The organism is Acinetobacter sp. BIGb0102 (assembly GCF_003815055.1).
GTDB lineage: Bacteria > Pseudomonadota > Gammaproteobacteria > Pseudomonadales > Moraxellaceae > Acinetobacter > Acinetobacter vivianii.
Genome location: NZ_RKQE01000010.1, coordinates 419,699 through 433,031 on the forward strand (window position 1 = coordinate 419,699; position 13,333 = coordinate 433,031).

General features: G+C 37.5%; 19 protein-coding genes. 10 read left to right on the top strand and 9 right to left on the bottom strand.

The features are described from left to right. Positions 1 to 3: 3 nt before the first annotated feature. On the bottom strand, positions 4 to 1,191 hold the full coding sequence (locus EC846_RS04660) for an O-succinylhomoserine sulfhydrylase (protein WP_004772116.1): 1,188 nt from the start codon (positions 1,189 to 1,191) through the stop codon (positions 4 to 6). Positions 1,192 to 1,326: 135 nt separating this feature from the next. Between EC846_RS04660 and EC846_RS04665 the strand changes: the two genes are divergently transcribed. The 3 genes from EC846_RS04665 (at position 1,327) to EC846_RS04675 (ending at position 3,996) form a co-directional block, all read left to right on the top strand. Next, positions 1,327 to 2,412 carry an alpha/beta fold hydrolase gene (locus tag EC846_RS04665; RefSeq protein ID WP_123774366.1) on the top strand — a complete coding sequence of 362 codons (1,086 nt, stop codon included), beginning with the start codon at positions 1,327 to 1,329 and terminating at the stop codon, positions 2,410 to 2,412. A gap of 3 nt (positions 2,413 to 2,415) precedes the next feature. Further along, on the top strand, positions 2,416 to 3,288 hold the full coding sequence (locus EC846_RS04670; RefSeq protein ID WP_123774367.1) for an NAD(P)-dependent oxidoreductase: 873 nt from the start codon (positions 2,416 to 2,418) through the stop codon (positions 3,286 to 3,288). 135 nt (positions 3,289 to 3,423) lie between these two features. Continuing rightward, a complete protein-coding gene (locus EC846_RS04675; protein WP_123774368.1) occupies positions 3,424 to 3,996 on the top strand; it encodes an RDD family protein in 573 nt (190 codons plus the stop codon). Positions 3,997 to 4,085: 89 nt separating this feature from the next. Here the strand turns inward: EC846_RS04675 and EC846_RS04680 are convergent, their stop codons facing one another. The 3 genes from EC846_RS04680 to EC846_RS04690 all read right to left on the bottom strand — a co-directional run bounded on the left by EC846_RS04680 (position 4,086) and on the right by EC846_RS04690 (position 5,380). Continuing rightward, positions 4,086 to 4,664, bottom strand: a complete 579-nt coding sequence (locus EC846_RS04680; RefSeq protein ID WP_123774369.1) for an isochorismatase family protein — start codon at positions 4,662 to 4,664, stop codon at positions 4,086 to 4,088. 36 nt (positions 4,665 to 4,700) lie between these two features. Continuing rightward, the gene (locus EC846_RS04685) at positions 4,701 to 4,982 is read right to left on the bottom strand and encodes a hypothetical protein (RefSeq protein ID WP_171409975.1); all 282 of its coding nucleotides are present in this window, start codon (positions 4,980 to 4,982) and stop codon (positions 4,701 to 4,703) included. Positions 4,983 to 5,167: 185 nt separating this feature from the next. Further along, positions 5,168 to 5,380 (bottom strand): hypothetical protein, encoded by a 213-nt coding sequence (locus tag EC846_RS04690; RefSeq protein WP_123774370.1) that lies wholly within the window; start codon positions 5,378 to 5,380, stop codon positions 5,168 to 5,170. A 259-nt stretch (positions 5,381 to 5,639) separates the two neighbouring features. On the opposite strand from EC846_RS04690, the gene EC846_RS04695 reads away from it, so the two are divergent. The 3 genes from EC846_RS04695 to EC846_RS04705 all read left to right on the top strand — a co-directional run bounded on the left by EC846_RS04695 (position 5,640) and on the right by EC846_RS04705 (position 7,136). After that, a complete protein-coding gene (locus EC846_RS04695) occupies positions 5,640 to 6,083 on the top strand; it encodes a BLUF domain-containing protein (protein ID WP_005257454.1) in 444 nt (147 codons plus the stop codon). 190 nt (positions 6,084 to 6,273) lie between these two features. Beyond that, entirely contained in the window at positions 6,274 to 6,591 is a 318-nt protein-coding gene (locus EC846_RS04700; protein WP_004772104.1) for a DMT family transporter, read from the top strand. A gap of 110 nt (positions 6,592 to 6,701) precedes the next feature. Beyond that, positions 6,702 to 7,136, top strand: a complete 435-nt coding sequence (locus tag EC846_RS04705; protein WP_123774371.1) for a GNAT family N-acetyltransferase — start codon at positions 6,702 to 6,704, stop codon at positions 7,134 to 7,136. Between the two features lie 45 nt (positions 7,137 to 7,181). Here the strand turns inward: EC846_RS04705 and EC846_RS04710 are convergent, their stop codons facing one another. The 5 genes from EC846_RS04710 to EC846_RS04730 form a co-directional block, all read right to left on the bottom strand. Beyond that, positions 7,182 to 7,772: a lysozyme gene (locus EC846_RS04710; RefSeq protein WP_123774567.1), complete on the bottom strand. Its 591-nt coding sequence runs from the start codon at positions 7,770 to 7,772 to the stop codon at positions 7,182 to 7,184. Positions 7,773 to 7,910: 138 nt separating this feature from the next. Next, on the bottom strand, positions 7,911 to 8,111 hold the full coding sequence (locus tag EC846_RS04715; protein ID WP_047427331.1) for a hypothetical protein: 201 nt from the start codon (positions 8,109 to 8,111) through the stop codon (positions 7,911 to 7,913). 155 nt (positions 8,112 to 8,266) lie between these two features. Next, complete coding sequence (locus EC846_RS04720; protein WP_171409986.1) at positions 8,267 to 8,521, bottom strand: hypothetical protein; 255 nt, start codon at positions 8,519 to 8,521, stop codon at positions 8,267 to 8,269. A gap of 143 nt (positions 8,522 to 8,664) precedes the next feature. After that, the gene (locus tag EC846_RS04725; RefSeq protein ID WP_004772094.1) at positions 8,665 to 8,898 is read right to left on the bottom strand and encodes a hypothetical protein; all 234 of its coding nucleotides are present in this window, start codon (positions 8,896 to 8,898) and stop codon (positions 8,665 to 8,667) included. Between the two features lie 69 nt (positions 8,899 to 8,967). Beyond that, positions 8,968 to 9,162, bottom strand: a complete 195-nt coding sequence (locus EC846_RS04730) for a hypothetical protein (protein ID WP_069576468.1) — start codon at positions 9,160 to 9,162, stop codon at positions 8,968 to 8,970. 1,005 nt (positions 9,163 to 10,167) lie between these two features. Here EC846_RS04730 and EC846_RS04740 point away from each other — a divergent pair. The 4 genes from EC846_RS04740 (at position 10,168) to EC846_RS04755 (ending at position 13,327) form a co-directional block, all read left to right on the top strand. Further along, positions 10,168 to 10,545, top strand: a complete 378-nt coding sequence (locus EC846_RS04740) for a hypothetical protein (RefSeq protein WP_123774374.1) — start codon at positions 10,168 to 10,170, stop codon at positions 10,543 to 10,545. 647 nt (positions 10,546 to 11,192) lie between these two features. Then, positions 11,193 to 11,462 carry a YARHG domain-containing protein gene (locus EC846_RS04745; protein WP_004772091.1) on the top strand — a complete coding sequence of 90 codons (270 nt, stop codon included), beginning with the start codon at positions 11,193 to 11,195 and terminating at the stop codon, positions 11,460 to 11,462. 100 nt (positions 11,463 to 11,562) lie between these two features. Further along, complete coding sequence (locus EC846_RS04750; protein ID WP_004772089.1) at positions 11,563 to 11,976, top strand: HIT family protein; 414 nt, start codon at positions 11,563 to 11,565, stop codon at positions 11,974 to 11,976. Between the two features lie 253 nt (positions 11,977 to 12,229). After that, positions 12,230 to 13,327: a porin gene (locus tag EC846_RS04755; protein ID WP_123774375.1), complete on the top strand. Its 1,098-nt coding sequence runs from the start codon at positions 12,230 to 12,232 to the stop codon at positions 13,325 to 13,327. Positions 13,328 to 13,333 lie beyond the last annotated feature (6 nt).

Genomic DNA, 13,333 nt, shown 5'->3' on the forward strand with positions numbered 1-13,333 from the left:
TCGTTAAATTAAATCTAAACCGCGTGATAAGTCGCGAATAATATCATCAATGTCTTCTAAACCAACAGACACACGAATTAAACCTTCTTCAATTCCTGCAGCTTGTTTAGCTTCTGCCGACATTCTACCATGTGAGGTGGTTGCTGGATGTGTAATTGTTGACTTAACGTCACCCAGATTACTGGTAATCGATAAGAAGCGCGTGTTATCGATTACTGTCCATGCGCCTTCACGTTCGCCTTTCACCACAAAGGATACGACACCGCCAAAACCTTTTTGTTGTTTTTTAGCGAGTTCATGTCCAGGATGATCAGGTAAACCTGCGTAATATACTTTTTCCACTTTTTCGTGCTGATGTAACCATTCAGCAAGTTTCTGTGCACTCTCACAATGGGCTTTCATACGAATGCTAAGCGTTTCAAGGCCTTTCAAGAAAATCCATGCATTAAACGGACTCATTGAATTACCTAGGGTACGAATGACACCATTTACTTCTTCAAGCAAGTCATGCTTACCAACCACCGCACCACCAAGCGCACGGCCCTGACCATCGATATATTTGGTTGCAGAGTAAAGGACTAAATCAGCACCAAACTTGATTGGCTGCTGTAATACAGGCGTACAGAAACAGTTATCAACGGCAAATAAAGCACCATTGGCATGCGCAATATCGGCAATCGCCTGCATATCACCGACTTGTGCCAATGGATTCGATGGCGTTTCGATAAATAAGATACGGGTATTTGGACGAATCGCCTGTTTCCAGCCCTCAAGATCACCAAGATCAACAAAGGTCACTTCAACCGCAAATTTCGCTACATATTTTTCAAATAAGGCAATGATTGAACCAAATACTGCGCGCGAACAAATGACATGATCGCCCGCTTTTAAGTAGGCCATACACATTGCATGAACTGCTGCCATACCTGAACTGGTCGCCACTGCACGTTCTGCACCATCCAAAACAGCTAAACGCTTTTCAAATGCCTGCACTGTTGGATTGGTATAACGTGAATAAGTATTGCCTGCGATCTGTCCTGAAAATTTTGCAGCGGCATCCGCGGCACTTTCACATACAAATGATGAGGTTAAAAAGATCGGCTCACTATGTTCACCTTCCGAGGTACGATCATGCCCTGTGCGAATTGCCAGTGTTTCTAGTTGGTATTCTAAATCATCGCTTGGATTCATCGTTTTGTATGCCTTATGATCATAATGAGGAAATATGCCAATATTTTGAGCGCCTAAGGTATTTAAGGTCAAGGCGTAAGATGAAATTATCGCTTAGACTTCGTGCAATCTTGACTCATGATGAGACTTTCTAAGATGAAATCGCTTGTGGAACAGCAAAAAATAAATTTTAAACATCTGGCTATGCGTGTATTCGATGCAGACAAACTGGTTTTGTCTCAATCAACGCCGTATCAAGTGATTGCGCAATTCAAACAAACCCGTGTCCGTTTCTATGCTGCAGAGAATAAGCGCTATAAAGAACCACTGGTTTTTGTTGCACCCCTAGCGATTAATATGGATATCTATGACCTCTATCCTTACCGTTCATTGGTCAAACATTTTCAGGAAAGCGGTTTTGATGTCTATCTGATTGACTGGGGCAAGCTTACTTATAAAAACTATCAGATTAACTTTCTATCTTTTATTGATAAGTTTATTCCAAAATGTATTGAAGCCATTCAACAACATGCACAATCTGAAAAAATTTCACTGCATGGCTGGAGTATGGCCGGCATTTTTGTCACGCTTTATACCGCACGCCATCAGCCAAGCGTTGTCAAAAACCTTGTGGTCTTAGGCAGTCCAATCGACAGTTACGCTTCGGGTTACATCGGCAAGCTTTATAAAACCTTGGCTTATCTCACCAACCGTAACCCAACCATCAAAGATTATATCTATAACCGTTTGCCCAAGTTAATGATCCATTCACCGGGCTTCCTCAATTCGTTGGGCTTTAAGCTGCTTGACCCTAAAGGCTGGATTGATGGCAATATTCAATTATTAAAAAATCTGGATAATTTAAAACTGGTACAAGAAGATGCCACCTTAAGCCACTTCTTAAATAATATGATTGATTACCCAGGCGGCGTAAACCAAGACATGCTATTTAATGTCTGGCTACAAAATCCTTTAAAACACGGTGCGATTCGCCTTAAGAACAAAACCATTGAACTTAAAAATATTAATTGTTCACTTCTTGTCGGTGCAGGTAAAGGCGATCAACTGGTAACTTCCGAGTCTGCATTTCCGCTGACCCAGTTGACAAGCAGTCAGGATGTCACGTTTACTCTTATCCCTGGTGGGCACTTAGGTTTAATGTCCAGTCAAAACAGTTCAATTGAGTTCTGGCCAACTTTAACCACATGGTTAGCCGAACGATCGACGCAAATAAAAAGGTAAAGTATGACTCAATCTGTTGCATTCATCGGTTTAGGCGCTATGGGCTATCGCATGGCGGCGCATCTTCCTAAATATTTTGAGAAAGTTCTGGTCTGGAACCGAAATTTTAGCAAAGCAGAACAACATGCAGCAGAATATGGCACCACGGCGGTTGAACTCTCTCAGGCAGTACAAGCCGATATTATTTTCTCATGTTTACCCACCAGCGATGATGTGGAAAAACTGATTGAAGGTATTGAAATTAAGTCAGGTTCAATCTGGATTGACTGTACCAGTGGCGTACCAGATGCAGCCCGCCGTCTCGTCGAAAAGCTGAAAGCACAAAATGTCGATTTTCTGGATGCTCCTGTAAGTGGTCAAACAGTAGGTGCTGAAAATGCAACCTTGACCTTTATGGTTGGTGGCGATGTGGATGCATTTGAACGTGCTTATCCCGCTATGGCGGCATTAGGTAAATTGATTCAGCATGTGGGTGAACCTGGTGCTGGCTTTGCTGTAAAAGCCATTAACAATATGCTGCTTGCAGTAAACTTATGGTCAGTGACCGAAGGTTTTAGTACCTTAAAAGCGCATGGTGTGAACTTGGATGCGGCCCTGAACTGTGTGAATGCCTCTAGTGGCAAAAGCTTTGTTACGGAAAATATTTTCCCGCAACGTGTACTGAGCCGTGAATTTCCAGTGACGTTTGGTCTGCCATTACTTGCAAAAGATACAGGTATTGCACTGGATCTCGTCAAGGATGCCAAATTACCAGCACCTCTACTCGCTCTAACACAGAGCCTGATTCAAACAGCAAATTTAACTGCGGAGCCAAATAGCGACTTCTCCGCAGCAGCAAAACTGTATGAATCATGGAGTAAAATTACGCTGAAATAATAGAATATTTAGAACCGCTCTAAAGAGCGGTTTTTTTAGACAAGTGTGTTGCTTAATATCAAAGCAAGCCTATTAAAAAATATTGATTTAATTATAATTTCTCATATTAACTTATAATATTCTTTTGAGGGGAAAATGGATTTTTTACCAATTGAAATAGACAATCACAAAGTCTATGCAGGATTCTGGAAACGTCTAGCCGCTGCTATTATGGACTCACTATTAATGATTCCTCTAATGTTTATCGTCCACCTTACTCAAAGTATATCGATAACCAGCTCAATGATCACATTAGTTGTTTCAAGCTTATTATTTTCTGCTTATGTCATTTACTTCCATTACCGATTTGGAGCTACTCTCGGAAAAATGGCGGTTGGTATAAAAATCACATGTCCTGATGGAACTCAGATTAACCTTAGACAAGCTTTATTAAGATCTTCCATCGAGATCTGTCTTTCTTTGATCGCAGTTATAGCTCAACTTATTGCATTAAAATATGCTGATCCAGAAATATACTTAAATGCAGGTTTTACTGATCGAGCTAAATACATTCTTCTTTTATATCCAGCTTGGTATAGCTTGGTGAGTACCCTAAGCCAAATCTGGTGGTGGAGTGAATTTATTGTTTTACTTTTTAATAAAAGGAAACGGGCTATTCATGACTTTATGGCAGGCACAGTAGTCATAAAAAAAGCATATGCAAAATAAGAATTTGTAAGCTATTGAGTAATGTTGACTTTAAAGAGTCAATAAATGGACGAATGATAATCAATTAATTTTTTTTCATCTGCTTATATTTAATAATCTTTACTTTTGATAAAACCCACTTCATCCACTGATGCACAAAGCATAATCTCATCACCTAGCGACCATTCTGCTGCTCTAGCCGCCATAGCGGCTGGTACAGCTTCCGACCCTGGTCCTGCGGGAACATCATATGTAGCATGAGCATCATGTGGTAATAACACCTCATAACCTCGTGTTAAGGCAGCACGCGCTGTTGCAGCCACACACATTTCTGATAAAACACCACAGATGACTAAAGACTGAACTCTAAGATCATCTAAAATGTGCTGGAGTGATGTTCCCTCAAAACCATTGTCCTCACTTTTCCGTACCACGAACTCATGAGGTTGAGGAGCAAAAAATAACTCCCAACCCACTTGATAAGGCTCATCTACCGTCCCAACTTCTCCGTCATTTTGCAGAAAAATTATTGGCGCGTGCACAGCCCTCGCCTTAGTAATTAAAGTACCAATTGAAACAATCAATTGCTCGGATGCAGGTACGGCATCTGCACCTGATACAAAAGCTTTTTGCATATCAACGATAATTAAAGCGTCTATAGAACTCTGTGGATTTGAAATAGCAATCACCTGTGAATAGAACTCGGTTTAGGCTTTGAGTTTATCTTATTTATTATTCACATCAATTCTAAAAATCTTCCCGTTACAGACCAGAACTGTATAAATTTGCATATCAATTTCATATACATACTCTGTTGCCTCACATGAGCGACGTCCTTCTCTGTGAATAAAATATCTCGGGTAAGATTTTCCCATTTTTCTCAGCAAGTCGCTTTCTCGATCCCCCACATTAACCAGCTCACCAGAGGATCGCATTGAGTTCGTTTCTCTAGCAGAACCCGTTGTTGATATTAGAATTGAAAGCATTGCAAGTATGATGTATTTCATTGTTATAAGCCTTTCTTATTAATCGATATAATTTACCAAATGGTTAAAATAAAGTCATTAGCAAACTATTTAACGGTTGCTTAGAGCAGCGGACTCATAATCCGTTAATCCAAAGGACACCTCAGCCTCTCCTCAAACTCTATGATTTAAGGAGATGGTAGATTTCGATCTTGAGTTACCTTGATTTAGAAACTAATGCTGTACTTGCTCTTATATTCCGCATGCTCTGGTACATTGTGTATGTCCTGATCTGTCATTATTCCGTGCTCAGGCACTTTGAAAGTGTTATGTGCCTCATTTTTAGGCACAATCGGTGGTTTGGTATTAGCGTCATAATCTATTGAGGTACACCCAGCCAGTCCTAGTCCCAATATTCCTGCAAGCAATAATTTTGTCATGAATCCCACCAATTACTATAAAAATCACATAATTTAGCAAATCGTTTAAATCATGTCTCAAGACTAATATTTATGAAGCGCTTTACCTAAAAGACCGAAATATTGAAAGCCAAGCAACTTTTAAAAGCAATTTTCTTGTGATTTTTTATTATCATTCTATTCCTAAAAAAGACTACTCACTCTTACATATCGAAGTATACAAACCCTTGTTTTTTCTATATAAGAGATATTCATCCCTTAAAAAATGAGCATATCAATCATGGAGTCTGTCAGACTTTTATACGTGAGTAAAATTAAGAACATTGACTCGAACTTAAAAACAAATTTGATTGAAATCCTTGATGAGGCTGTAGATTTTAATTATCGTCATGATATTACTGGTGTTTTATATTATGGTCATGGCTATTTTGTACAATGTCTAGAAGGCCCAAAGAGTCTCATTGATGATCTATTTTACAATAAAATTGTGAAAGATGAGCGCCATATCAATTGCGAAATCCTCTATTACATTGAATGTAAAGATAAATTCTTCTCGCAATGGTCTATGAAATTTTCACCAATCAATCAAAATATTACTGATTTTTTCATGAAATATCATTTAGAAGAGTTTAACCCGTACTTGTTAACAGCAGAAACTGTCGAGAAGTTTGTTGCTGTTCTAGCAGGTGAACCTGAGTATGATGTTCAGGCTTATGTTTCCTAAACAAATTTAATTTCTCCTCTATGGCATTCTTCCTCAAGAATGCCATTTAACTTATAAAAACAATTTTTTATTCAAAATAGATTGAAGCATTCGATGAGAAGTGCTTATATATACAGCAAAGAGGACGACCTCTTTTTTATTTTTTCAAGCTTTAGGACGACCTAAAAATATTATTAAAGAGGTGTCCGCAATGGCTTGGGCTTATCTAATTTTAGCTGGTATTTTTGAAATCATCTGGGCATATTCCATGAAAATGTCCGAAGGTTTTACTAAATTAACCCCTAGCATCATTACCATTATTTTTATGATCCTGAGTTTTGGCTTACTCGCCGTGGCAATGAAAACACTGCCTTTAGGCACAGCCTATACCGTATGGGTTGGAATTGGTGCAGTAGGTGCATTTCTGATTGGAATATTCTTTTTAAATGAGCCGATGGGTTTATTACGTCTTTTGGCAGCAGCCTCAATCGTTTTTGGTGTTGTATTGATGAAACTGACCACCGAGTAACGTTTATTTCATAAAGCCCTTTTCAGGGCTTTTTTTAATGTTATTAAATTGCATCTTTTCAAGCTATGCTAGGCTAACAAGTCTTTAAGCCTTTGATAAGGAGCGATACGTTGTACGAAATACGAAAAGCAACATCAAATGATTTTAATGAATTAACAAAAATATGGCTGCAAGCCTCAATCAAAGCACATCATTTTATTCCTGCAAGCTATTGGGAAAGCAATACAACCAAGATGCAAGAGATCTATTTACCCATGTCTGAAGTTTATATTGCGGAAGATGCAATCAATATTTATGGATTTATTGCCTTGGTAGAAGACACTGTTGCGGCTATTTTTGTATCTCTTGAACACCAAGCAAAAGGCATAGGCAAACAACTGATCTCATACGCACAGGAAATGAGAAGCCGTCTAGAGTTAAACGTCTATCAAGAAAATAAGAACAGTGTAAAATTTTATCTAGCCAGTGGCTTTAGGGTTATAAATGAAGGCCTCGATACAGCCACCAATGCAAAAGAATATGTCATGCTTTGGGAGAAATCGTAGAATCTACATCAAGGTTTCGTTTCGTTGCTATAAACTTTGATTTTATCATTTTAAGAAAAGTGTTCTTTCTACTTCACGACGGCGCACCAGTCCCTTTAGAATTTGCCCGCCACCTTTATTCCATACTAGAAACTGATCTGCCGCGGCTTGATAGTCTTCAGTATTTAAATACTTGAGCAGTGTTGAATTCTTAAACGCATTCTGGCCAATGTTATAGCTCAGGGAAACCAATGCATCAAATTGATTTTGAGATAGTGTTACTAACACTGCTTTATTAACGGCCTTCTGAAAACGCCTTAAGTCATGCTGAAAAAAGGATTTTGCCTGCTCTACGGTGCAGTGATCGCCTTGCTGCACCCGAATACCATCAGGATAAACTGTCGTACCAAAACCAATCGTCCATGTACCGGTACCATCATCATAGGCATCTAACTTCAAATCTTCGAAACTCGTAATCAGATTAATCCCAGCCTTACTTATAGACCTTTCATAATCATCTGAATCAACTGCTACACCAATGGCGTCATCTACATCAACAGCAGTTGCGATATTTGAATCTTTATTTTCACTACGATCCTGATATGAAAATAACTTAGAACCAATAATCCTATGTAAAAAATCAAAAAACGTCTTCATGATGCATTTTTGCTCTCTGTACTGATCCATCAACCCATTTCAATGATCTACTAAAAACTCACCCTATCATTCATTCAATAAAAAACCTGCTTTATTTATGTTATTTGCTCAATGAAAAACCCGCCGAAGCGGGCTTGTTTATTCTTCAATTTCGATTGGGTCACCATCTTCAGGTCGAATATGTCTTTCACCATCGTCAGCAGGATCTACACTCGAACCATCTTTGGTAATACTGTTGTATAACTCATCCTCTTTTTTATCATCAATGAATTCCTCATCGTCGAAATCCATCGCTTCATTATCATCATCAAAATTTAAAGGCTTATTTTCATCAATCATGATCTACATCCTTTATTTAAACATACCATTTCATGCTTAAATAATTGATAGAGATATTCAACAGTGAACAAACACCTTTTGTGTAACCAATGCTTCAAAATGTATGGATGAGTAATAAAAAAGGCGCCTAAGCGCCTAATTTGATTAATCGAAAGCTATTGTGGCTGGTTACATTGAATCGTTTTATTGAAAGTTTTATATGACCCTGTTGTGACCATACCAGGCATATAAATCTGCTCACTATGAGCCTGAGCTTTGCTTTCAAGTTCAGTAAAACCTTTGCCCTGACAAATACCTTCGGCTTTTTTATCTACCTTTTTCTTCATCGACTCATCTGATGCAAAGATATTGGCTGTGGTCTGAATCCTATAAGCACCAGAATCAAGCTTCGTCGCTTGCGCTGGAAACATCTGTGCGCAGCCTTGTAGGAGGAGTAATGGAATAATAATCCAAAAAAATTTCATAGATATTCTCTTTCACAAGATTAAACTTTGCTCGCCACATAAAAATATCATAAATAGCACAAGTTCCCTTTGAGTGAAGAAACCTGCAATTATTCAATCCTGATTATCACATATTGCAAACCGACATATTGATCAAGTTTGGCATGGTTCAAAGTATCATGAAACTCTACTGGCACTTCACGCTCTGTTTCTTCAAATATCCATTTGATATTTTTAATAATTTCAAATTTACCATCAGCATCAAATTTTACACTTGGATCGACAATAGCCTTAACCCTGATGTTTTTATTCGCTTCGATATCTCTTAATGTGATAATTGCCATATCAATCCCCTGATAAAGACCTTTTATATCACATTAGCCTAAAAATTACTGATAAATTAAATATTTATTTCACATTCGATTCATCTGCCTTTGTCTCCGAACCAGTCCAAGCACAGTTTTACGTGCCCGAATCTCTTCTTCCGAAAAAGGCAAATTTAAAATTAACAGTTCAATAGGCAAAGCGCTGTTCTCAATCAAAAAACAATCTTGTTCTGTACTCCAGTCTGGAGCAGGAAATTCAGGCTTAAGGCGGGATCTTTTCATGCCTATATTCTAATCTATTTTGATCAATAAAAAAGCCCACTCCATAGAGTGGGCTTACCCTTATATTCTTTTGCGCTGAATGAGGGTTATTGTTGTTTAGTTATAATGAAACAACAAAGCAAATATAGAGCAAAGTGTGACATACATCAACAAAAATATGTAATTTACAGAGTGACTTTAAAGTTCAACTACACAATATAACATTTGACCAATGAGTCAGATGTTAAGCCGTTTTATTTCTTTCGTCCTATCTTAGCCATCCATGCAAGTACCAAAAATATCAATAAAATAATAAATACAACATACATACAAGAAGTCCAATTAAAATAAATACTTAGCTTATGATAAAGCATCAAGAAAAAAAGTTCATCTCTTAACAGAGCGATTAAATTACTTGCTTATTTGTTTGATGCAGTATTGATACTTTTCCGCTTTGTTTTCAATCCCAACCGTATGAATACATGAACAAAAATGAAGTACCCTCGCGTGAGGTATAGCTTCGGGAACATCTACACCATAACATTGAAGATCCACCTCACCCAATCTTGGTGCCATAATCCATTGACCTGTGTAAAAAGGATAAGTAAATCCAATAATTACAATACTGATGAGTATAAAAATAGGAAAGTTATTTCTAATATATTTCAGCATTTTTTAAATTCTTGATAAAAGTAAATGTGTTGTTAAGCGTTAATTTTAATGATCGCCCGATAATTGTAACGGATAAACAGTCACAACAAATCCTTCTTTAGCGAATAAATAAACCTAGTCATTTTTAGAACTTTTAACTTATCTCCTCGTTCTGAAAATCCTTTCAAAATAGGACAAAACTTCACCGACAAGTTATGACGCATCACTGCTTTTAAATGCTGTAAATATGAACACTTCGACACCATATCAATAAGGTGAGTTCCGAAAATACATTTCTCTCTCCCATGATTTAATCTTCGACAAGGTACAACTTCGTCAACTCACATCTCTGAAAATTCATTTATGGAGCATGTGATGCAAAAGCAACGCTATACAACCCCTTTCGCACAATACATGGGCAAAGATATTAATGGGTTCTACCATGTGCGTTTAGGCCCTAAAATCTATCTGCTTAAAGTTTCATTGAATTACACACCTGAATTTGATACTGAATTTTTTGGTGGCGTTCAGGCTGCTCCTTTTGATTGGCATTCCGTTCTGGTCAAGGATACATCTGTCAGTGAACCTCGTCCGATTACTCCCGATGAACTAGCAATCAAATGGCTTAAAGGTAATTTGAAGAAAATTATTAATTATCAACGTGCCATAAAGCGAAATGCCAATAGCCAAACGATGCGCTATAGCAAAGAACAATGTATCGACTTTCGTAATGCGCAATACAATGGTGCTTAGCAGAAGAAATACCTCATTTATCAATCACATCAAAAGGCTGTAAAGCTACAGCCTTTTGATGAATAGAAATAAACGGAAGATAAATAGCGATCAAAAAATCACAGTAGATATTTCCCTGCGCTATTCAATATTAATCAATATCATTCTCTCAATATCTGATTGACATAAAGGTATATTTTTATTGACATCTCAGGCTTTTTTCTAAAATTCATTATTCTTTTTGACGCTTTATAATTTAAATTTTCATTAAAGATAAATCTATTATGCTCTGTTTTTGGCCTTTTACATTGATCGAAATAAATAAGTCATCGAATATTTACAATGAAATTTGTTAATACAATAATGATTAGACTAATCTCTAAAAAGTTTTATAAAAAGAGCGGCTTAGAAGTTAATCAAGTAAAATGGTGTACAATGAACTGCCTTATAATTATATGTTTTATTTAAAATTTATTAAAACATATTGATATAAAAGGATTTTTACAACTATAAGGATAAATTGTGGAGTAAAATTACACTCAAATAATAGAGTTTTATTGAAATTTTATTAAGAAACCTTATATTGGTATATACGTAGCGACCAACAGCCATATGGATCTATCTTCATAAAGCGTCGGTTTATACCTTTTTGATTAGAGGAACACCTCATGAATAAGTTAACAGTTGCAGTTTTTGCAGGCTTAATGACCTTAACCGGTTTTAGCGTACAAGCGGCAACCCCAGAACAAGAATGTAAAAAGTTACAGGATGACTATAACCTCATCTATGCATCTAAAGGATTCTGTTTTAAAGATGCTGATGCTAAAGCAAAATTTGGTAATGAAAACTGCCACACCACTAAGCCAAAGTTCTCTGACAAAGAGCAACAACGTCTTGATGACATTAAAGCTCGCCAAAAAGAGCTAAACTGCAAATAAGCAAATCCTTGCGGAGTGTTTAGCGCTCCGCTTTAGGCTATTTTATTTAATGCCCAAGTTTTCAATGTTAAAGCACATACTCCCTATTTAAGGATGAATCATGGCATACGATGACCAAAATATTTTCGCACGTATCTTACGTGGTGAATTACCTGCAATCAAAATCTATGAAGATGATCAGGTACTCGCTTTCATGGATATCATGCCTCAAGCTGATGGTCATGCTTTAGTTATCCCAAAAACACCAGCGGTAACTTTACTTGATTTGCCTGCAGATGCAGCGGCTTACACGATTCAAATCGTACAAAAAGTTGCCCAAGCGATGGAAAAAGCGCTGGATGTTAAAGGCATTGTCTTGATGCAACTTTCTGGTGCTGCGGCAGGCCAAACCGTACCACACGTCCACTTTCACCTGATTCCAAGTTCAATACATGAGCTTGGTCGCCATGCTGCACAAATGGGTGATCAGGAAAAAATTAAAGCATTTGCTGAAAAGATCAAAGCTGCTCTTTAAACGTCAGCTTTGTCAAAAACGGAGTTGTTACTCCGTTTTTTTATTTTCTAAGCCATTAAAAATAAATAAGAAATATAATTATTACCAAATATGAATCGTCATCAAACTGTCATTTTTCTTTCACTTCTCTGTCACAAAGTTTACCGATACTGCATACAAGTCAGTGAGCTGTGTAACTTTATGTACACAAGCAAGCTTATAACAGTAACTAAGGCATCGGCCATTTACAAAAAAGTGTTTTGGAGAAATCTCAATGAAAAAATTGCTTCTTGCTGCTACTGTAGCAACTTTAGCCATGAATGCAGCGCAAGCAGCACCAACATTGTATGGTAAGCTCAATGTGACTTTGGATCAAATTGATAAAAATGGCTTTAAAGACGAAAGCGTAACTAAAGTAAACTCAAACGCTTCTCGTATCGGTGTAAAAGGTGAAGAAAAACTGACTGAAAAATTATCAGCAGTTTATTTAGCAGAATGGGGTGTTTCAGCTGACGGTTCTGGTTCAGATACTGACTGGGGTATGCGTAACCGTTTTGTAGGTCTTAAGTCTGACGGTATTGGTACTTTGAAAGTAGGTCAATTCGACTCTTACCTTAAAACTGCTGCGGGTAACAACCAAGATATTTTTAACGATCACACTGAACTAGATATGACCAAAGTTCTTGCTGGTGAAGATCGTTTAAGCAACGTAGTTGGTTTTGAAACAGACAAGAAGTTACTAGGTGGTCTAGCATTCAACATCATGTTCCAGCAAGGTGAAGAATCTTCAGCTGTTAAAAATGATGCGAAAGGTCAAAAAGGCAGCCGTGATGGTTTTGGTGACGGTGTTTCAACATCTCTTACCTATGAAAATAAAGACTATGGCCTAGCAGCAGCTGTTGCAGGTAACTTTGGTGTAGCATCAACTTATAATGCTTATAACAAAGAACTTGGTGGCAAAATCTATTCTGATGCAATCCGTGTAACAGGTTCTTTAGACTTGGCTCCAGCTGGTGTTAACGGTTTAGTATTAGGTGCTTTATGGCAAACGGCTCAACCAACTGACGATACAGTTGTTGTTGCTGGTACACCAGCTGTTTCATACAAAGGCTTAAAAGAAGATGCATTTGGCGTAACAGCTGCATATGCGATCCCTTCTACACCTGTGAAATTAAAAGCAGAATACATCTCTGCAAAAACAGAAGTTGATGGTCGTGAAGATCGTAAAAATGACTTGTATGGTATCGGTGCAGACTACAACATCAATAAACAAGCTCGCTTCTACGGTGTTGTTGCTCAACAAAAAATTGACTGGCAGAAAGATAATAACAAGAAAACTGTTATCGGTTTGGGTATGGAATATAACTTCTAATTTGAA

Bases quoted from the DNA above. Each gene is read 5' to 3' on its own strand.
- EC846_RS04660 (WP_004772116.1), bottom strand. From the start codon at position 1,191: ATGAATCCAAGCGATGATTTAGAATACCAACTAGAAACACTGGCAATT.
- EC846_RS04665 (WP_123774366.1), top strand. From the start codon at position 1,327: ATGAAATCGCTTGTGGAACAGCAAAAAATAAATTTTAAACATCTGGCT.
- EC846_RS04670 (WP_123774367.1), top strand. From the start codon at position 2,416: ATGACTCAATCTGTTGCATTCATCGGTTTAGGCGCTATGGGCTATCGC.
- EC846_RS04675 (WP_123774368.1), top strand. From the start codon at position 3,424: ATGGATTTTTTACCAATTGAAATAGACAATCACAAAGTCTATGCAGGA.
- EC846_RS04685 (WP_171409975.1), bottom strand. From the start codon at position 4,982: ATGAAATACATCATACTTGCAATGCTTTCAATTCTAATATCAACAACG.
- EC846_RS04690 (WP_123774370.1), bottom strand. From the start codon at position 5,380: ATGACAAAATTATTGCTTGCAGGAATATTGGGACTAGGACTGGCTGGG.
- EC846_RS04695 (WP_005257454.1), top strand. From the start codon at position 5,640: ATGGAGTCTGTCAGACTTTTATACGTGAGTAAAATTAAGAACATTGAC.
- EC846_RS04700 (WP_004772104.1), top strand. From the start codon at position 6,274: ATGGCTTGGGCTTATCTAATTTTAGCTGGTATTTTTGAAATCATCTGG.
- EC846_RS04710 (WP_123774567.1), bottom strand. From the start codon at position 7,772: ATGAAGACGTTTTTTGATTTTTTACATAGGATTATTGGTTCTAAGTTA.
- EC846_RS04715 (WP_047427331.1), bottom strand. From the start codon at position 8,111: ATGATTGATGAAAATAAGCCTTTAAATTTTGATGATGATAATGAAGCG.
- EC846_RS04720 (WP_171409986.1), bottom strand. From the start codon at position 8,521: ATGTTTCCAGCGCAAGCGACGAAGCTTGATTCTGGTGCTTATAGGATT.
- EC846_RS04725 (WP_004772094.1), bottom strand. From the start codon at position 8,898: ATGGCAATTATCACATTAAGAGATATCGAAGCGAATAAAAACATCAGG.
- EC846_RS04730 (WP_069576468.1), bottom strand. From the start codon at position 9,162: ATGAAAAGATCCCGCCTTAAGCCTGAATTTCCTGCTCCAGACTGGAGT.
- EC846_RS04740 (WP_123774374.1), top strand. From the start codon at position 10,168: ATGCAAAAGCAACGCTATACAACCCCTTTCGCACAATACATGGGCAAA.
- EC846_RS04745 (WP_004772091.1), top strand. From the start codon at position 11,193: ATGAATAAGTTAACAGTTGCAGTTTTTGCAGGCTTAATGACCTTAACC.
- EC846_RS04750 (WP_004772089.1), top strand. From the start codon at position 11,563: ATGGCATACGATGACCAAAATATTTTCGCACGTATCTTACGTGGTGAA.
- EC846_RS04755 (WP_123774375.1), top strand. From the start codon at position 12,230: ATGAAAAAATTGCTTCTTGCTGCTACTGTAGCAACTTTAGCCATGAAT.